General features: G+C 54.8%; 14 protein-coding genes and 1 pseudogene. 9 read left to right on the top strand and 6 right to left on the bottom strand.

Translation table 11 applies throughout. From position 1 onward, the window contains the following. The first annotated feature begins 14 nt into the window (after window positions 1–14). A complete protein-coding gene (gene aceK / locus P2W74_RS21665) occupies window positions 15–1748 on the top strand; it encodes a bifunctional isocitrate dehydrogenase kinase/phosphatase (RefSeq protein ID WP_276293188.1) in 1734 nt (577 codons plus the stop codon). A 77-nt stretch (window positions 1749–1825) separates the two neighbouring features. On the opposite strand, the gene iclR is transcribed toward aceK, so the two are convergent. Next, window positions 1826–2650 (bottom strand): glyoxylate bypass operon transcriptional repressor IclR, encoded by an 825-nt coding sequence (gene iclR, locus P2W74_RS21660; RefSeq protein WP_276293187.1) that lies wholly within the window; start codon window positions 2648–2650, stop codon window positions 1826–1828. Window positions 2651–2845: 195 nt separating this feature from the next. On the opposite strand from iclR, the gene metH reads away from it, so the two are divergent. Then, complete coding sequence (gene metH, locus P2W74_RS21655) at window positions 2846–6529, top strand: methionine synthase (protein ID WP_276293186.1); 3684 nt, start codon at window positions 2846–2848, stop codon at window positions 6527–6529. Window positions 6530–6622: 93 nt separating this feature from the next. On the opposite strand, the pseudogene P2W74_RS23735 reads toward metH, so the two are convergent. Further along, window positions 6623–6718: pseudogene (locus P2W74_RS23735) on the bottom strand (hypothetical protein); the annotation flags it as partial. Between the two features lie 51 nt (window positions 6719–6769). Here P2W74_RS23735 and P2W74_RS21650 point away from each other — a divergent pair. Both P2W74_RS21650 and rluF read left to right on the top strand, forming a co-directional pair. Next, the gene (locus P2W74_RS21650; RefSeq protein WP_203359319.1) at window positions 6770–8401 is read left to right on the top strand and encodes a Na/Pi cotransporter family protein; all 1632 of its coding nucleotides are present in this window, start codon (window positions 6770–6772) and stop codon (window positions 8399–8401) included. A 168-nt stretch (window positions 8402–8569) separates the two neighbouring features. Continuing rightward, complete coding sequence (gene rluF, locus P2W74_RS21645) at window positions 8570–9439, top strand: 23S rRNA pseudouridine(2604) synthase RluF (RefSeq protein WP_203359318.1); 870 nt, start codon at window positions 8570–8572, stop codon at window positions 9437–9439. Here rluF and P2W74_RS21640 read toward each other — a convergent pair whose 3' ends face one another. From P2W74_RS21640 to lysC, 4 genes are all read right to left on the bottom strand, one after another. Beyond that, the gene (locus P2W74_RS21640) at window positions 9440–9712 is read right to left on the bottom strand and encodes a YjbD family protein (protein ID WP_192613803.1); all 273 of its coding nucleotides are present in this window, start codon (window positions 9710–9712) and stop codon (window positions 9440–9442) included. It abuts the gene before it with no gap. A 237-nt stretch (window positions 9713–9949) separates the two neighbouring features. Next, complete coding sequence (locus tag P2W74_RS21635; protein ID WP_276293185.1) at window positions 9950–10933, bottom strand: integrase core domain-containing protein; 984 nt, start codon at window positions 10931–10933, stop codon at window positions 9950–9952. A 280-nt stretch (window positions 10934–11213) separates the two neighbouring features. Then, a complete protein-coding gene (gene panS, locus P2W74_RS21630; protein WP_276293184.1) occupies window positions 11214–12155 on the bottom strand; it encodes a ketopantoate/pantoate/pantothenate transporter PanS in 942 nt (313 codons plus the stop codon). A gap of 92 nt (window positions 12156–12247) precedes the next feature. Beyond that, entirely contained in the window at window positions 12248–13597 is a 1350-nt protein-coding gene (gene lysC, locus P2W74_RS21625; protein ID WP_276293183.1) for a lysine-sensitive aspartokinase 3, read from the bottom strand. Window positions 13598–14010: 413 nt separating this feature from the next. Here lysC and pgi point away from each other — a divergent pair, with 413 nt between their 5' ends. The 5 genes from pgi (at window position 14011) to P2W74_RS21600 (ending at window position 19805) form a co-directional block, all read left to right on the top strand. Then, the gene (gene pgi / locus P2W74_RS21620; protein ID WP_276293182.1) at window positions 14011–15660 is read left to right on the top strand and encodes a glucose-6-phosphate isomerase; all 1650 of its coding nucleotides are present in this window, start codon (window positions 14011–14013) and stop codon (window positions 15658–15660) included. A gap of 364 nt (window positions 15661–16024) precedes the next feature. Then, a complete protein-coding gene (yjbE, locus tag P2W74_RS21615; RefSeq protein ID WP_276293181.1) occupies window positions 16025–16273 on the top strand; it encodes an exopolysaccharide production protein YjbE in 249 nt (82 codons plus the stop codon). A 63-nt stretch (window positions 16274–16336) separates the two neighbouring features. Further along, window positions 16337–16975, top strand: coding sequence for a YjbF family lipoprotein (locus P2W74_RS21610; RefSeq protein WP_276293180.1), 639 nt, complete (start codon window positions 16337–16339; stop codon window positions 16973–16975). Further along, entirely contained in the window at window positions 16972–17712 is a 741-nt protein-coding gene (locus P2W74_RS21605; RefSeq protein ID WP_276293179.1) for a capsule biosynthesis GfcC family protein, read from the top strand. The genes P2W74_RS21610 and P2W74_RS21605 overlap by 4 nt, the downstream gene beginning before the upstream one ends. Further along, window positions 17709–19805, top strand: a complete 2097-nt coding sequence (locus P2W74_RS21600; protein WP_276293178.1) for a YjbH domain-containing protein — start codon at window positions 17709–17711, stop codon at window positions 19803–19805. The genes P2W74_RS21605 and P2W74_RS21600 overlap by 4 nt, the downstream gene beginning before the upstream one ends. Window positions 19806–19887: the final 82 nt, after the last annotated feature.

Here is a 19887-nt window from a genome sequence, read left to right as displayed (position 1 = left end):
GAACGAGGTTGAATATGTCGCGTGGCCTGGAATTACTGATTGCTCAAACCATCCTGCAAGGCTTTGACGCGCAGTATGGTCGATTTCTGGAAGTGACGTCCGGCGCTCAACAGCGCTTTGAACAGGCCGACTGGCATGCGGTGCAGCAGGCAATGAAAAGCCGTATCCACCTTTACGATCACCATGTGGGTCTGGTCGTGGAACAGCTGCGCTGTATTACTGGCGGCAAAAGTGCCGATGCGGCGTTTTTGCTGTGCGTCAAAGAACATTACACCCGGCTGCTGCCGGATTACCCGCGCTTCGAAATTGCGGAGAGCTTTTTTAACTCTGTCTATTGCCGGTTATTTGACCACCGCTCACTGACCCCCGAGCGGTTATTTATTTTTAGTTCTCAGCCGGAACGCCGTTTCCGCACGATTCCTCGTCCGCTGGCAAAAGATTTTTTTCCTGTGAATGGTTGGGAACCGCTATTAACGCGCGTGCTGAGCGATCTTCCGCTTCGCTTACCCTGGCAGAACAAAAGTCGTGATATTCACTACATCATTGAGCATCTGACAGAGGCCTGCGGCGCGGAAGGGCTGCACCATTGTCATCTGCAGGTGGCAAACGAGCTGTTTTACCGCAACAAAGCCGCCTGGCTGGTGGGGAAGCTGATGACCCCGACAGGCACGCTGCCTTTTTTGCTGCCGATTCACCGCACCGATGAAGGCGAGTTGTTTATCGATACCTGCCTGACCACCACGGCGGAAGCCAGCATCGTATTTGGTTTTGCCCGCTCCTATTTTATGGTGTACGCGCCGCTGCCAGCCGCGCTGGTTGAATGGTTGCGAGAGATCCTGCCGGGCAAAACAACCGCGGAGCTGTATATGGCGATCGGCTGCCAGAAACATGCGAAAACCGAAAGCTACCGTGAGTACTTGTGGTATCTGGCAGAGTGCGATGAGTCGTTTATTGAAGCGCCAGGCATACGCGGCATGGTCATGCTGGTGTTTACCCTGCCGGGCTTCGACCGGGTTTTTAAAATCATCAAAGACAAATTTGCTCCACAAAAAGAGATGTCTGCCGCCCACGTGCGCGCCTGCTATCAGTTGGTTAAAGAACATGACCGCGTGGGGCGTATGGCGGACACCCAGGAGTTTGAGAATTTCGTCCTTGAGAAGCGGCAAATTGATCCGGCATTAATGGCGCTATTCATGCAGGAGGTGCCAGAGAAAATCACCGATCTCGGCGATCGCATTGTCATCAGTCATTTGTACATTGAACGTCGTATGGTGCCGCTCAATATCTGGCTGGAGCAGGTGGAAGGTCAACAGCTGCGTGACGCGATTGAGGAGTACGGCAACGCGATCCGCCAGCTTGCTGCCGCCAATATTTTTCCCGGTGACATGTTGTTTAAAAACTTCGGCGTCACCCGCCACGGGCGCGTCGTATTCTATGACTACGATGAAATTTGCTACATGACGGAAGTGAATTTCCGCACTATTCCGCCGCCGCGTTATCCGGAAGATGAGCTGGCCAGCGAACCGTGGTACAGCGTTTCGCCGGGCGATGTTTTTCCGGAGGAGTTTCGTCACTGGCTCTGTGCAGACCCCAGAATTGGGCCGCTGTTTGAAGAGATGCACGCTGACCTGTTTCGCGCCGACTACTGGCGTGCATTACAGACACGAATTCGTGAGGGGCACGTGGAAGATGTTTACGCCTACCGCCGCCGTCAGCGGTTTAGCGTGCGCTATAATCAGGCCGGATAAGTCATCCGTAGGCCTGATAAGCGTGGCGCCATCAGGTATTTGGTCGACGGATGGCGGCTTAAAACGCTTTACCCGACTTAGCGGAATCCGCCGTACGCCAGCGTCACCTCTTTCGCAGCCTTAATCGCCATAGCACCGAACTCAGTCACCCGGTCATCGGTGATGCGCGAAATCGGCCCAGAGATGGAAATCGCGGCAAACGGCTCGTGATGCTCGTCATAAATGCACGATGCCACGCAGCGCAAACCCAGCGCATGTTCTTCATCATCAAACGAATAACCGCGCTTACGCGTCTGGGCAAGGTCATCTTTAAGATGCACGGGCGACACCAGCGTGGCATGAGTATAAGCGTGCAGCCCTTTACGGTGCAGTAAGCCGGTGACTTGTTCTTCGCTCAACTGCGATAAGAATGCTTTACCCGCGCCGGACGCGTGCATCGGCAGTTTGCCGCCGATAGGCGCAGACATACGCATCAGCTGGGTACATTGTACCTGGTCGATGATAATCGCCTGATGGTCGCTCTGGTCAAGCACCGCCAGATTGACCGTTTCGCCGGAGTCTTCCATCAACTTGCGCAGGATCGGATGAACAATTGCCAGCAGATTCCGGCTTTGTAAAAAACTGCTGCCAACGGTAAACGCATGAGCGCCTACCGCCCAGTGGCCCAGTTCACCGACCTGGCGCACAAATCCCTGTTGCTGCATGGTGGTCAATAAACGGTGAGTGGTTGAATTCGGTAAACCCGCCTGTTGCGCCAGTTCGGTCAGCGCAACGCTACCGTTAGACTCAGCAATCCATTCCAGCAGCTTCAGTCCACGGGTGAGAGACTGAACCTGTCCGGTCGCGGGGGTCGTAGCAGCCGCGGGTTTTCTACCGCGTTTTGCGGGAACGGGGGCAACCATAGCCGTCTCCTTTTCTGTATCGTGGAAATCATTTTCGTTTTATTTAATTATAATGCAAGAATTCCTGTACTGATCGGATGAGTGAAGCTGAACATGTCTCATGTTGCCCGCTGTTTGCTTTTCCGTCACATCAGTTTGTGCCAGTATGGTTTGTTGGCCATTTCTGGTCTGGGTTGAGCGTTGTCGGGAGCGAGTGTGAGCAGCAAAGTTGAACAATTACGTCAGCAGTTAAAAGAACGTATTCTGGTGCTGGACGGCGGTATGGGCACCATGATCCAGGGCTATCGTCTGAGTGAAGAGGATTTCCGCGGCGAACGCTTTGCCGACTGGCCGTGTGACCTCAAAGGCAACAACGATCTGTTGGTGCTGAGCAAACCGGAGGTGATAACCGCGATTCATAACGCCTACTTTGAAGCGGGCGCGGATATCATCGAAACCAACACCTTCAACTCCACGACCATCGCGATGGCGGATTACCAGATGGAATCCCTGTCAGCGGAAATCAACTTTGCCGCAGCAAAACTGGCGCGTGCCTGCGCCGACGAGTGGACGGCGCGCACGCCGGAAAAACCACGCTACGTGGCGGGTGTTCTCGGCCCAACCAACCGCACGGCGTCCATCTCGCCAGACGTTAACGATCCGGCATTCCGTAATATCACCTTTGATCAGTTGGTGGCGGCTTACCGTGAATCCACCAAAGCGCTGGTGGAGGGCGGTAGTGACCTGATCCTGATTGAAACCGTATTTGATACGCTCAACGCCAAAGCCGCTATTTTTGCGGTGAAAGAAGAATTTGAAGCGCTGGGCGTTGAACTGCCCATTATGATCTCCGGCACCATCACCGACGCTTCCGGGCGCACGCTCTCCGGCCAAACGACGGAAGCGTTCTACAACTCTCTGCGCCACGCCGAAGCGCTCACCTTTGGCCTCAACTGTGCGCTGGGGCCGGACGAACTGCGCCAGTATGTGCAGGAGCTGTCGCGTATTGCCGAATGCTATGTTACCGCGCACCCGAACGCCGGACTGCCGAACGCCTTTGGCGAATATGACCTTGATGCTGACACCATGGCGGTTCAGATTCGCGAATGGGCGACAGCGGGCTTCCTGAATATCGTCGGCGGCTGCTGCGGTACCACGCCGGAACACATTGCGGCGATGAGTCGTGCGGTTGCAGGGTTACCGCCGCGCCAGCTTCCGGAAATTCCGGTGGCCTGCCGTCTTGCCGGGCTTGAGCCGCTCAACATCGGCGCGGACAGCCTGTTTGTCAACGTGGGCGAACGGACCAACGTGACCGGTTCCGCTAAATTCAAGCGCCTGATCAAAGAAGAGAAATACAGCGAAGCGCTGGAAGTGGCGTTGCAGCAGGTGGAAAGCGGCGCACAGATTATCGACATCAACATGGATGAGGGGATGCTTGACGCCGAAGCGGCGATGGTGCGTTTCCTTAGCCTGATCGCCGGAGAGCCGGACATCGCTCGCGTGCCGATCATGATCGACTCCTCGAAATGGGAGGTCATCGAAAAAGGGCTGAAGTGCATTCAGGGCAAAGGCATCGTTAACTCCATCTCGATGAAAGAGGGGGTAGAGACCTTTACCCATCAAGCGAAGTTGCTGCGTCGTTACGGGGCGGCGGTGGTGGTGATGGCCTTTGATGAACAGGGCCAGGCCGATACCCGCGCGCGCAAAATCGAGATCTGCCGTCGGGCGTACAAAATCCTCACCGAAGAGGTCGGTTTCCCGCCAGAAGATATCATCTTTGACCCGAACATCTTCGCGGTGGCGACCGGTATCGAAGAGCACAACAACTACGCGCAGGATTTCATTGGCGCCTGCGAAGACATTAAACGCGAGTTGCCGCATGCGTTGATCTCCGGTGGTGTCTCTAACGTTTCGTTCTCGTTCCGTGGAAATGACCCGGTACGCGAAGCGATTCACGCCGTGTTCCTCTATTACGCCATTCGTAACGGGATGGATATGGGGATCGTCAACGCTGGACAACTGGCGATTTACGACGACTTGCCTGCCGACCTGCGCGACGCGGTTGAAGATGTGATCCTCAACCGTCGTGACGACGGCACCGAACGTCTGCTGGAGCTGGCTGAGAAATACCGTGGCAGCAAAACGGATGATTCTGCTAACGCTCAGCAGGCCGAATGGCGTAGCTGGGACGTAAAAAAACGCCTCGAATACTCACTGGTGAAAGGGATCACCGAGTTCATTGAGCTGGATACCGAAGAAGCGCGTCAGCAGGCGGCACGCCCGATTGAAGTTATTGAAGGCCCGCTGATGGATGGCATGAACGTGGTCGGTGACCTGTTCGGCGAAGGGAAAATGTTCCTGCCGCAGGTGGTGAAATCCGCCCGCGTGATGAAGCAAGCGGTGGCTTACCTTGAACCGTATATTGAGGCCAGCAAAGAGAAAGGCTCCAGCAACGGCAAAATGGTCATCGCCACCGTAAAAGGCGACGTGCACGACATCGGTAAAAACATCGTCGGCGTGGTGTTGCAGTGTAATAACTACGAAATTGTTGATTTGGGTGTGATGGTTCCGGCGGAGAAAATCCTCAGAACCGCCAGAGAAGTGAACGCGGATTTGATTGGTCTTTCCGGGCTGATTACTCCGTCGCTCGATGAGATGGTCAACGTGGCGAAGGAGATGGAGCGTCAGGGCTTTACCATTCCGCTGCTGATTGGCGGCGCGACCACCTCGAAAGCGCACACGGCGGTGAAAATCGAGCAGAACTACAGCGGTCCGACGGTCTATGTGCAGAACGCGTCGCGTACTGTTGGCGTGGTGGCGGCCTTGCTCTCCGACGCGCAGCGTGATGACTTTGTCGCCCGTACCCGCAAAGAGTACGAAACCGTGCGTATCCAACACGGGCGCAAGAAACCGCGCACGCCGCCGGTCACGCTGGCGGCAGCGCGTGACAATGATCTGGCGTTCGACTGGGCAAGCTACACGCCGCCGGTGGCGCATCGTCTGGGCGTACAGGAAGTCGAAGCCAGTATTGAAACCCTGCGCAATTACATCGACTGGACACCGTTCTTTATGACCTGGTCGCTGGCCGGTAAATATCCGCGCATCCTGGAAGACGAAGTGGTGGGTGAGGAAGCGCAGCGCTTGTTTAAAGATGCCAACGATATGCTCGATATGTTAAGTGCGGAGAAATCCCTTAACCCGCGCGGCGTGGTGGGGCTGTTCCCGGCGAACCGCGTCGGTGATGACATCGAAATCTATCGTGACGAGACGCGTACTCATGTGCAAGCGGTCAGCCACCATCTTCGCCAGCAAACCGAGAAAGTGGGTTTCGCCAACTACTGCTTGTCTGACTTTGTGGCGCCGAAACTGAGTGGTAAAGCGGATTACATCGGTGCCTTTGCCGTCACCGGTGGGCTGGAAGAAGATGCGCTGGCCGATGCATTTGAAGCCCAACACGACGACTACAACAAGATTATGGTGAAAGCGATTGCCGACCGTCTGGCGGAGGCCTTCGCGGAATATCTGCATGAGCGCGTGCGTAAAGTCTACTGGGGTTATGCGGCCCACGAGAACCTCAGCAATGAGGAGCTGATCCGCGAAAACTACCAGGGTATCCGCCCGGCTCCAGGCTATCCGGCCTGTCCTGAACACACGGAGAAAGGCACAATTTGGGAACTGCTGGAGGTGGAAAAACACACCGGCATGAAGCTCACCGAATCTTTCGCCATGTGGCCGGGGGCGTCGGTGTCGGGCTGGTACTTCAGCCATCCGGATAGCAAGTACTATGCCGTCGCGCAGATTCAACGCGATCAGGTGGAGGACTATGCGCTGCGCAAAGGTATGCCGGTTGCCGAGGTCGAGCGCTGGTTAGCACCAAATCTGGGATATGACGCAGATTAATTCATAAAACATCTACTTTCCTTACCACTCATAAGGCGCTCTTTGAGCGCCTTATCTCTTTATTGATGGTAAACCCTTATACTGGAAGCAGGTTCATGAGCGTTGCTTGCCGGATGGCGGCGTAAACGCCTTATCCAGCCTACCGGGGTTATTTGTAGGCCTGATAAGCGCAGCGCCATCAGGCATGATGCCGGTGCCATGAACCTCAGGAACATATAAATATAAGGAGAACCTGATTCCGTGTTAACTCTGTTGCACCTACTTTCTGCAGTTGCTCTGTTGGTGTGGGGCACTCACATTGTGCGTACCGGCGTGATGCGTGTTTTTGGCGCGCGTCTGCGTACTGTTCTCAGCCGTAGCGTTGAAAAGAAACCGCTCGCCTTCTGCGCGGGCATTGGCGTGACTGCGCTGGTACAAAGCAGTAACGCCACGACCATGCTGGTCACCTCATTTGTCGCCCAGGATCTTGTCGCCCTAACGCCCGCGTTGGTGATTGTATTAGGCGCAGATGTGGGGACCGCGCTGATGGCGCGTATCCTGACCTTCGATTTGTCCTGGCTGTCGCCGTTGCTGATTTTCATCGGCGTGATCTTCTTTTTGGGGCGTAAACAGTCCCGGGTCGGGCAACTGGGGAGGGTAGGGATCGGCCTTGGTCTGATTCTGCTGGCACTGGAATTGATTGTGCAGGCGGTGACGCCGATAACGCAGGCCAACGGGGTGCAGGTGATTTTCGCCTCGTTAACCGGCGATATCATGCTGGATGCGCTGATTGGCGCGCTGTTCGCCATTATCAGTTATTCCAGCCTGGCGGCTGTGCTGCTGACGGCAACCCTGACGGCGGCGGGGATTATTTCGTTCCCGGTGGCGCTCTGTCTGGTGATCGGCGCCAACCTCGGTTCCGGCCTGCTGGCGATGCTCAACAACAGTGCGGCTAATGCGGCGGCGCGTCGTGTGGCGCTCGGCAGTTTGTTGTTCAAGCTGGTGGGGAGTCTGCTGATTCTGCCGTTTGTTCACATGCTGGCGAACGCGATGGATGAACTGCCACTGCCAAAATCTGAATTGGTTATCTACTTCCACGTCTTTTACAACCTGGTGCGTTGTCTGGCCATGGTGCCCTTTGCCGAGTCGATGGCGCGATTTTGTAAGCGTATTATTCGCGACGAACCGGAACTGGATGGTCACCTGAAACCGAAACATCTGGATGTCAGCGCCCTGGACACCCCGACCCTTGCACTGGCCAATGCCGCGCGTGAAGCGCTGCGTATTGGCGATGCCATGGAGCAGATGATGGAAGGGCTTAAGCGCGTGATGCACGGTGAGCCACGCGAAGAGAAAGAGCTTCGCAAGATGGCGGATGATATCAACGTGCTGTATACCGCGATCAAGCTCTACCTGGCGCGGATGCCAAAAGAGGAACTGGCGGAAGAGGAGTCACGCCGCTGGGCTGAAATCATCGAAATGTCACTCAACCTGGAGCAGGCCTCCGATATCGTCGAACGGATGGGGAGCGAGATTGCCGACAAATCACTGGCGGCGCGCCGGGCCTTCTCCGTGGAAGGGCTGAAGGAACTGGATGCACTGTACGACCAGTTGCTCAATAACCTGCGACTGGCGATGTCTGTCTTCTTCTCAGGAGATGTGACAACCGCGCGTCGTCTGCGCCGGAGTAAACATCGTTTTCGTATCCTCAATCGCCGTTACTCGCATGCTCACGTTGATCGTCTGCATCAGCAGAACGTGCAAAGCATTGAAACCAGCTCACTGCACCTGGGCCTGCTGGGGGATATGCAGCGTCTCAATTCACTGTTCTGTTCCGTCGCCTATAACGTGTTGGAGCAGGCGGATGAAGACGACGAGCGGGATGATTATTGATAAAACCGGAAACCTGATACGCATCGCGCTGTCAGGTTTCCGACTCACTCACGAATAACCCCCACGACTGAAAAGCGCCGTAGATCACATTTATCGCCAATGTGTTGCGCCACGATTATTTTTTCTCGCCCGCAAGGTGAGGTATATTTCGCTTTTACAGGAGAATTTATGCTGCCCGACTCATCCATCCGATTAAATAAATACATCAGCGAAAGTGGAATTTGCTCCCGTCGCGAGGCCGATCGTTATATCGAACAAGGCAACGTTTTCCTGAACGGTAAACGCGCCACCATTGGCGATCAGGTAAACCCTGGCGACGTTGTAAAAGTTAACGGTCAGTTGATTGAGCCGCGCGAAGCAGAAGATCTGGTGCTTATCGCCCTGAACAAACCGGTAGGTATTGTCAGCACCACGGAAGATGGCGAACGTGACAACATCGTCGACTTTGTTAACCATAGCAAACGCGTATTCCCGATTGGTCGTCTGGACAAAGACTCACAGGGGCTGATCTTCCTCACCAACCACGGCGATCTGGTCAATAAAATCCTGCGCGCCGGTAACGATCACGAAAAAGAGTATCTGGTCACGGTGGATAAACCGGTGACGGATGAGTTTGTCAGTGGGATGGCGGCAGGGGTACCGATTCTTGGCACGGTCACCAAGAAGTGCAAAGTGAAAAAAGAAGCCCCGTTTGTCTTCCGTATCACGCTGGTGCAGGGGCTGAACCGCCAGATCCGCCGTATGTGCGAGCACTTTGGCTACGAAGTCAAAAAGCTGGAGCGTACGCGGATCATGAACGTCAGCTTAAGCGGTATTCCGCTGGGTGAATGGCGTGATTTAACCGATGATGAGCTGATTGACCTCTTCAAGCTTATCGAAGGATCCTCTTCCGAGGCGAAGCCAAAAGCGAAAGCGAAGCCGAAAACGGCGGGCATCAAACGCCCGGTCGTGAAGATGGAAAAAACGAACGAGAAAGCACGCCCGGCGTCAAACGGTAAGCGCTTTACGGCGCCGGGACGTAAGAAGAAAGGGCGCTAGTTAGCGTTTACCTCGCGTTGGCGTATTGGCCGACCAGGAAAAAGATGCCTCGGCATCCGGTTTATAAGCCTGCTTTTTCTTCAACTGGCGGGCTTTTTTTGCTTCTGCTTCCCGCAGCGCCATCAGTTTGTCGATGTATTCCTTTTTCACGCTGTTGGTCTCCGCGTTAGTCAACGGACGACCGTGTGCAATACGGGCGCGGTCCAGCAGCGTTTTCAGTTCACGCTGTTCGCGTTCAGTCATCTCTTTTTGGGTAATGCGGGGGAGTGCCATAGGTGTGCCCTCAGTCAGCCAGATGACCCAGTGTACGGTAATGTGGTGCAATCTGATAGGGCATGCCGGGTAAGCTCGTGTATGACCGGATACATAGGTGACAGATCAGACCGGGAACATAGGTAACACTTTCTAGTCTATCCGGAGCACACTCTGGGTTTTTCGGTCGTAGTACGCAAGCGTTATCCCATTAAAGACATAGGTGACAGATCAGACCGGGAACATAGGTAACACTTTCTAGTCTATCCGGAGCACACTCTGGGTTTTTCGGTCGTAGTACGCAAGCGTTATCCCATTAAAGATGATGGCCTCCAGGTCATCATCTTGTTCTTTCAGCATAATGTACTCGCCAGTCAGCGCTTCACTCAGGAACACAGTCCCCTTTTTACCCATATAAAGTGTTCCCCTCGATTTCACCCTGTAGACCATACCTTCTGCCGGATAAACATATTCAGGAACACTGCCATCCCACTGTCGGCTCGAGGGTCGCCACACCGTTCCGGGCGTTGCGCCGGCCAGTGCTTCATGCGGCCTTTCATAGTTAAACTCTTCACGGTAGTCACTGAACCATCGCTGTTGTTCTTCCATCGTCATGAAGGTGTTTCCGAGCTTCAGCGCACTCTTCAGAGAACGGTGCATTCGCTCATGACGACCATTTTCCTCCGGATGTCCCAGCCGGATACGTTCCGGTCTGACGCCCAGCTTTATTAGCCAGACCGCGAGGCTGCTTAACCCGGCGATACCTGTTCCTGCGAACGGCTGCCCGTTGTCCGTTCTGAGCACATCCGGGAGCCCGTATTCCAGGAATGCATCCGTCAGGCACTGCCTGACGAAGGGCTCGCTCTCACGGTATGTTCCGCGGCAGCTCAGAAGATACCGGCTGTGATTGTCTGTCAGGGTGAAAGGGTGGCAGTACTCTCTGCTCAGCAGTCTGAAGCAACCTTTAAAATCAGCGCTCCAGACCTGATTGTTTGCACTGATAGTCGTCAGCGGCTGGCGATTTCCCGGTGTTCTGCGTTTTCGTTTTTTATCCGGCACCAGTCCCTCCCGTTTAAGAATGTCGCCGATGGTGCTGGCAGCCGGTACGGCAAAATCCACCGGGTGGTTGAGGCACCACATCCGCAGTTTTTTTGGACCCCAGTCAGGGTGCTTTTGCCGCAGAGCGGTCAGTTGACTGATGATATCGTCCGGAACTGTCCGGGAATGAGAGAGTGGAAGCACGTGAACGGTCCAGAAAGAGACGAAAGATCGGAAGGGTCGAAGCGTTTCAAGCCATTTGTAGCCGGGTCTTGCGACTGATGCCGAAGAGACGACACAGGGCAGAAAAGGAGTCCGTACCTGCATGGCAGGCACGGATAAAATCAAGGCGTTGCATAGGTCGGGTCTCAGTCCAGGGCATAGGGAGTCTCCTCTTCTATGCCAGTTATAACTGTTACCCATGTATCCGGTCTAAAGTGTTACCCATGTTTCCGGTTCATACCTCGGGCCACCCGGCACTTTTTTAATTCACTTTTACCTGGTCACGCGACTTCTCATCAATCGGCTTTCCTGACCAGTACCCTGCCAGCAGCGAGCCGGAAAGGTTATGCCAGACGGAGAACAGCGCGCCAGGCAATGCAGCGAGCGGGCCGAAGTAGATTTTGCCCAGCGCCGCCGCGAGGCCGGAGTTTTGCATCCCGACTTCAATGGCCAGCGTACGGCAGGTGGACTCGTCAAATCCGAATAATTTCCCGCCCCAGTAACCGCCAAGCAGGCCGATGGTGTTATGCAGGATAACGGCGATAATCACCACAAAACCGACCGACGCAATATGCGATGCGGAACCGGCAACCACTGCGCTGATGATCGCCAGAATGCAGGCCATCGAAAAGGCGGGCAGGTACGGTTCCACCGCTTTCACGACGCGTGGGAAGAGATGGTGCACGATAAGTCCGAGGCCAATCGGGATCACCACGATTTGCAGAATGCTGAGCAGCATGCCCATCACATCCACCTGAATATGCGCGTCGACATACAGGCGCGTCAGTAGTGGAGTGGCAATGACGCCGACCAGCGTGGAAACGGACGAGATAGTCACCGACAGGGCAACATCGCCTTTCGCAAGATAAATCATGACATTGGACGCCGTGCCGCTGGCAACACTGCCGACTAACACCATTCCGGCGGAGAGTTCCGGCGGCATCTTAAACAACAGCGCCAGCACCCAGGCGGCGAGCGGCATGACCAGATAGTGCAGGAATATCCCTGCCGCAACCGGCGCGGGGCGCGAGAGCACGCGTTTGAAATCGTCAATTTTCAGGTGCACGCCCATACCGAACATAATCAGCATCAGCAGCGTGGCGACCCACGGGCCGATGGCGGTAAAGGTGGTTGGCGTGTTGTAGGCAATAACAGAGAGTAGCAGCGCCCATAACGGGAACAGCCGGGTCAGTACAGCGAGCATGTTATATTCCTTGCGATAATGTTGTGTTTGCTTGTTATAAAAAAGCCGGGTTCGAGCCCGGCTATTGTTATTATTTATCGTGTGTTCGAATTTTATTCAAACAAATTATGATGCAGTTTCTGCACCACTTGCTCGGCTTCGGTGCCAGGCACCAGGAAGCACAGGTTATGGCTGGAGGCGCCATAGCAAATCATACGGATGTTGAACGGCTCCAGTACGCCGAAGACCTCTTTACCTACACCGCAGGCTTTTGACAGATCGTTGCCAATCAGCGCCACCAGCGCGAGACCTTCCTCGACCTCTACCCGACAAAGCGCTGAGAGCTCCATCAGCAGCGACTGTGTCAGCAGCGTATCGCCTGTTGAGGTGGAACCGGTGGTGTCCAGCGTCAATGCCACGCTCACTTCAGAGGTGGTTATCAGATCGACCGAGATATTGTGGCGCGCCAGAATGCCGAAGACTTCTGCGAGGAAGCCACGGGAGTGCAGCATATTCAGGCTATGCAGCGTTAACAGGGTTTGTTTACGACGCAGTGCCAGCGCGCGGAACAGCGGCGGATTTTGCGTCTGGTTGCACACCAGCGTACCGCCTGCTTTTGGATCTTTGCTCGAGCCGACAAAGACCGGAATATCACTGCGCACGGCGGGTAGCAGGGTAGCCGGGTGCAACACTTTCGCGCCGAAGGTGGCCATTTCCGCCGCCTCTTCAAAGGCTATTTCATCAATGCGCTGCGCGGAAGGGACGACGCGCGGATCGGTGGTGTAAATGCCCGGAACGTCCGTCCAGATATCAACGCGCGTCGCGTGTAGCGCTTCTGCAAGCAGCGCGGCGGTGTAATCGCTGCCGCCACGGCCCAGTGTCGTCGTGCGGCCCTTGCTTTCGCTGCCGATAAAGCCCTGGGTAATCACTAATCCTTCATTCAGTCGTGGAGCCAGCTGTTGCGCGGCCAGTTCGGACAGCGCCGCGATATCCGGCTCCGCACGACCAAAACGATCGTTGGTGCGCATCACTTTACGCACGTCAAACCACTGTGCCTGGACATTGCGCTCGCGCAGAATCTCCACAAACAGCAGGGTGGACATCAGTTCACCGTGGCTGACCAGTTCGTCAGTGAGTGCCGTTGAGGTCGCCAGCGACGCGGCTTCTGCCAGCGTGGTGATGTTTTCCAGCAGACGTTCGATCTCTTCGCGGATCACGTTGGGATAACGTAAACGTTCCAGAATATCGAACTGAATTTTGCGGATGGCGTCGAGTTTCTCAAAACGCTCCGTTGGCTCCAGACCTTCAGCCAGTGCAACCAGCAGGTTGGTAATCCCGGCAGAGGCGGAAAGGACCACTAAACGGACGCTGGTATCGGAAAGCACCACGTCGGCGCTGCGGTTCATGGCATCAAAATCGGCTACGCTTGTACCACCAAACTTGGAGACAACAATATTTGTCATTACAACCTCGTGTCAGGGAATGAAAAGAGCGACCATGGCACAAGGGCGAAACAAAAACCGGTGCAGGCGCAAATACCGTATTTATAAATAAAAGGTGTGGAGGACACTGTCAACGACGGGATTATGCGGATTTTTCATGCTGCCCAGGCTCTGAGTAATGGTGCTTATAACAGCTATACTCGTCGTACTTCGAGTCGCCTGTGCGTTGACTACGCCCGCACGCCCGAATCACTTATCTGACCAGGCGCTTCGGGATTCTTTTGCGTGCCGTTTTCCTGCAACTCGAATTTTTGCTGCTTTTCATCCGCGTTTGACACATGCCTGGGTTACGGCACTAAAACAATCACACTTTTCTGTGACTGGCGTTACAATCGATCTCAGTCACAATTCTCAAAATCAGAAGAGTATTGCTAATGAAAAACATCAATCCAACGCAGACCTCAGCCTGGCAGGCACTACAAAAACACTTTGAAGAGATGAAAGACGTTACGATCGCGGAGCTGTTCGCGAAAGATAGCGATCGCTTCTCTAAATTTTCTGCAACGTTCGACGATCTGATGCTGGTGGATTTCTCCAAAAACCGCATCACCGAAGAGACGCTGAGCAAGTTACAGGCGCTGGCCAAAGAGACTGACCTGGCGGGTGCCATCAAGTCGATGTTCTCCGGTGAGAAGATCAACCGCACCGAAGATCGTGCGGTGCTGCATGTTGCACTGCGTAACCGTAGCAATACCCCGATTATCGTTGACGGCAAAGATGTGATGCCGGAAGTCAACGCGGTGCTGGAGAAGATGAAAACCTTCTCTGAAGCGATCATCTCCGGTAACTGGAAAGGTTACACCGGTAAAGCGATCACCGACGTCGTGAACATCGGTATCGGCGGTTCTGACCTCGGCCCATTCATGGTGACCGAAGCGCTGCGTCCGTACAAAAACCATCTGAACATGCACTTTGTCTCCAACGTCGATGGCACCCACATCGCCGAAGTGCTGAAGAAAGTAAACCCGGAAACTACCCTGTTCCTGGTCGCGTCTAAAACCTTCACCACGCAAGAAACCATGACCAACGCCCACAGTGCGCGCGACTGGTTCCTGGCAACGGCGGGCGATAACAAGCACGTGGCGAAACACTTCGCGGCGCTCTCTACCAATGGCAAAGCGGTGGGCGAGTTCGGTATCGACACGGCAAACATGTTCGAGTTCTGGGACTGGGTGGGCGGCCGCTATTCCCTGTGGTCAGCGATTGGTCTGTCGATCATTCTGTCCGTAGGTTACGACAACTTCGTTGAGCTGCTCTCCGGCGCGCACGCGATGGACAAGCACTTCTCCACCACTCCGGCTGAGAAAAACCTGCCGGTGCTGCTGGCGCTGATTGGCATCTGGTACAACAACTTCTTCGGCGCAGAAACCGAAGCCATTCTGCCGTATGACCAGTATATGCACCGTTTCGCGGCCTACTTCCAGCAGGGCAACATGGAATCCAACGGCAAATACGTTGACCGTAACGGCAACGCCGTGGATTACCAGACGGGCCCAATCATCTGGGGTGAACCAGGCACCAACGGTCAGCACGCGTTCTATCAGCTGATTCACCAGGGCACCAAAATGGTCCCATGCGATTTCATCGCGCCAGCGCAGACCCACAACGCGCTGTCTGACCATCATCAGAAGCTGCTGTCTAACTTCTTCGCGCAGACTGAAGCACTGGCGTTTGGTAAATCCCGCGACGTGGTTGAGCAGGAATACCGTGACCAGGGTAAAGATCCGGCCACGCTGGATCATGTCGTGCCGTTCAAAGTGTTTGAAGGCAACCGCCCGACCAACTCTATCCTGCTGCGTGAAATTACACCGTTCAGCCTGGGTGCGCTGATTGCGCTGTATGAGCACAAGATCTTTACTCAGGGCGCAATTCTGAACATCTTCACCTTCGACCAGTGGGGCGTAGAGCTGGGCAAACAGCTGGCAAACCGTATTCTGCCGGAGCTGAATGATGATAAAGAAATCGACAGCCATGACTGTTCGACGAACGGTCTGATTAACCGTTATAAGCAATGGCGTGGGTAATTAATATTACGTAATGAATGCCGGCGAAATGCCGGCATTTTTTTATCGGATAATTCCTGTTGTCTGTGTTTTAGTGCTCATTCCTATATTGAGCTTAATCCTAAAATAACCAATAACCTGCAAATCACTCTGTGTCATTTTCAGATAATACGGATAATAAATAACACTATAAAAATTATAATTACATGATTTTAATGTTGTTTTTAATTTAAACTTAAATTGTTTTTATTCTAAAAGTCTAATCATCCTAAAACGGCTTTGCTATTTCCCCTCACGTCAGTTGGCTTGTCTTAATTGTGTATACTCGATCCCGCCTGAAATTATTTTGGGTAAATCTCCATTCATTCAATGAAGGGAAATAGCTATGAAAAAAGTTCTGTATGGCATTTTTGCCATCTCTGCGCTTACGGCAGCCTCCGCCTGGGCAGCTCCCGTTCAGGTGGGAGAAGCGGCAGGTGTGGCAGCAACGTCGGTATCGGCGGGAAGTTCCTCCGCCACCAGCGTAAGCACCGTAAGTTCTGCGGTGGGCGTCGCACTGGCGGCGACCGGCGGTGGTGATGGTTCTAATACCGGGACCACCACTACCACTACCACGACCACCCGTACCCAGTAATACCGGTACGTTTAATTCTAACCACACTTCGGTGTGGTTATTTTGCCCCTCTGGAGAAGAGTCGTGAAGCGACCTGTACTCATCGTCATTTGCCTGCTGCTACAGGCATGTTCAGCCACCACCAAAGGGCTGGGTAATTCATTGTGGGAAAGTCTGTTTGGCACACCGGGCGTGCAACTGACGGACGATGATATTCATAACATGCCCTACGCCAGCCAGTATATGCAGCTTAACGGCGGGCCTCAGCTGTTTGTGGTGCTCGCTTTCGCAGAGAACGGGCAGCAGAAATGGGTGACGCAGGACCAGGCCACCCTCGTGACCCAGCATGGCCGTTTGGTGAAAACACAGCTCGGCGGCGACAACCTCATTGACGTGAATAACCTGTCCGCTGATCCGCTGGCAAAACCTTCGCAGATTAGGGATGGCGCAACGTGGACCCGCACGATGGGCTGGACCGAGTATAAGCAGGTGCGCTACGCCACCGCCCGTTCGGTCTTCACATGGGCTGGCACCGACACCCTCACACTTGGCAGTGAAGCGACGCCGGTGCGTGTGCTGGATGAGGACGTCACGACCAGCCAAACACGCTGGCATAACCGCTACTGGATTGACAACGAAGGACACATTCGCCAGTCAGAGCAGTATCTGGGGGCAAATTTCTTCCCGGTGAAAACCACGCTCATTAAGGCGGCGAAACCATGATGAAACAGTCTATTGCGGCGCTGATCCTCAGTCTGAGCGCGTCATCTGTCTTTGCTGCGGGCACCGTTAAGGTTTTCACCACAGGCACGACAGAGCCGAAAACGCTGACCGGTGCGGAACATCTGATTGACCTGGTAGGGCAGCCCAGACTGGTGAACAGCTGGTGGCCTGCTGCGGTCATCAGCGAAGAACAGGCGACTGCTGCGGCGCAACGTGAGCAGCAGGCGCTGTTAGCGCGTCTGGCAGCGTATGGGAGAGATGATAACGGCGGTGATGCAGCGGCAATCCGTGTGCTTTGTCAGCAAATTCAGGCACTGAAGGTGACCGGCAGGCAATTTATCCCCCTCGATCCGGACATCGTACGCGTCGGTGAGCGGAGTAATCCGCCGCTTCAGGGAAATTACACCCTGTGGGTGGGGCCGCAGCCAACGAACGTCACGCTGTTCGGTCTGGTGAGCCGACCGGGCAGTCAGCCGTTTACCCCCGGTCGCGATGTTGTGAGCTACCTCGAAGGACAAAGCCTGATTGCTGGAGCGGATCGCAGCTATGCATGGGTCGTTTATCCCGACGGGCGCACACAAAAAGTGCCGGTGGCGTACTGGAATAAACGCCACGTTGAGCCGATGCCCGGCAGCATTATTTTTGTCGGTCTTTCCGATTCCGTCTGGAGTAGCACCCCCGATGCGCTTAATGCCGACATTCTTCATACCCTGACGCAGCGGATACCCGAATCATGAAAAAAACATATCTGCTCAGCATACTGGCGCTGGGCGTCAGCGCGGCGTGTCACGGTGAAACGTTTCCCGCCCCCATTGGGCCGTCACAGTCTGATTTTGGCGGCGTGGGGTTACTACAAACGCCCACGGCGCGCATGGCGCGGGAAGGTGAGATGAGCCTGAACTACCGTGATAACGATCAGTACCGCTACTACTCCGCCTCCGTGCAGCTTTTCCCATGGCTGGAAACCACGCTGCGCTACACCGATGTTCGCACCAAACAGTACAGCAGCGTGGCGTCGTTTTCCGGCGATCAGACCTATAAAGATAAAGCCTTCGACGTGAAATTGCGTTTGTGGGAAGAGAGCTACTGGATGCCGCAGGTGGCGGTCGGCGCACGCGATATTGGCGGTACCGGCCTGTTTGATGCGGAATACATTGTCGCCAACAAAGCCTGGGGACCGTTTGATTTCTCGCTGGGTCTTGGCTGGGGCTACCTGGGCACCAGCGGCAATGTGAGCAACCCATTTTGTTCCGTCAGCGACAAATATTGCGATCGCGATAACAGCTACAAACAGGCGGGTTCTGTCGATGGCAGCGAGATGTTCCACGGCCCGGCATCGCTGTTTGGCGGCGTGGAATACCAGACCCCCTGGCAGCCGCTGCGCCTGAAACTGGAATACGAAGGCAATAACTATCAACAGGATTTTGCCGGTAAGCTGGAACAGAAAAGCAAGTTTAACGTCGGCGCCATTTATCGCGTTACCGATTGGGCCGACGTTAACCTCAGCTATGAGCGCGGCAACACCTTCATGTTTGGCGTCACGTTGCGCACCAACTTTAACGATCTGCGACCCACTTATAACGATAACGCCCGGCCGAAATACCAGCCAGAGCCGCAGGACCCCATCCTCCAGCATTCGGTGGTGGCGAATCAGCTGACATTGCTGAAATACAATGCCGGGCTGACGGATCCGAACATTCAGGTGAAAGGCGACACGCTGTACGTCACCGGCGAGCAGGTGAAATACCGCGACTCCCGCGAAGGGATCGAACGCGCTAACCGGATCATCATGAACGATCTGCCGGAAGGGATCCGCACGATCCGGGTGACGGAAAATCGGCTCAATATGCCGCAGGTGACGACCGAAACCGAGGTTTCCAGCCTGAAGCGTCACCTGGAAGGCGAACCTCTGGGTCATGAAACCCCACTGGCGCAAAAACGCGTGGAGCCGGTGGTGCCGGAAGCCACTGAACAGGGTTGGTATATCGATAAATCGCGCTTTGATTTCCACATCGATCCGGTGTTGAACCAATCCATTGGCGGCCCGGAAAACTTCTATATGTATCAGCTAGGCGTGATGGGAACGGCGGATCTGTGGCTGACGGATCATCTGCTTACCACCGGCAGTCTGTTCGCGAATATCGCCAACAACTACGACAAGTTCAATTACACCAATCCACCGAATGACTCGCAGCTGCCGCGCGTGCGTACCCACGTGCGTGAATACGTCGAGAATGACATTTACGTCAATAATCTCCAGGCCAACTACTTCCAGTATCTGGGGAAGGGTTTCTATGGGCAGGTCTACGGCGGTTATCTGGAGACCATGTTCGGCGGTGCCGGGGCAGAAGTGCTCTATCGTCCGGTAGACAGCAACTGGGCGTTTGGTCTGGATGCTAACTATGTGAAACAGCGTGACTGGCGCAGCGCACAGGACATGATGAAGTTTACCGACTACAGCGTGAAGACCGGGCATTTAACGGCGTACTGGACGCCGTCGTTTGCCCAGGATGTGCTGGTGAAGGCGAGCGTCGGTCAGTATCTGGCGGGAGATAAAGGCGGCACGCTGGAAATTGCCAAACGCTTTGACAGCGGTGTGGTGGTGGGCGGTTACGCGACCATCACTGATGTCTCGCCGGATGAGTATGGGGAAGGGGACTTCACCAAAGGCGTCTATATCTCCGTTCCGCTGGATCTGTTCTCTTCCGGCCCGACCCGTAGCCGCGCGGCGATCGGCTGGACGCCGTTGACGCGTGATGGCGGCCAGCAACTGGGTCGCAAGTTCCAGCTGTACAATATGACCAGCGATCGCAGCGTCAACTTCCGTTGATGGGGTTTTGCCGGATAAGGCTTTTACGCGGCTATCAGGCATTTGCGCGGTGCCTGATGGCGACACTGATGCGTCTTATCAG

This window comes from Citrobacter enshiensis (genome assembly GCF_029338175.1).
Classification (GTDB): domain Bacteria; phylum Pseudomonadota; class Gammaproteobacteria; order Enterobacterales; family Enterobacteriaceae; genus Citrobacter_D; species Citrobacter_D enshiensis.
This window is presented reverse-complemented; position numbering and strand designations above follow the sequence as displayed.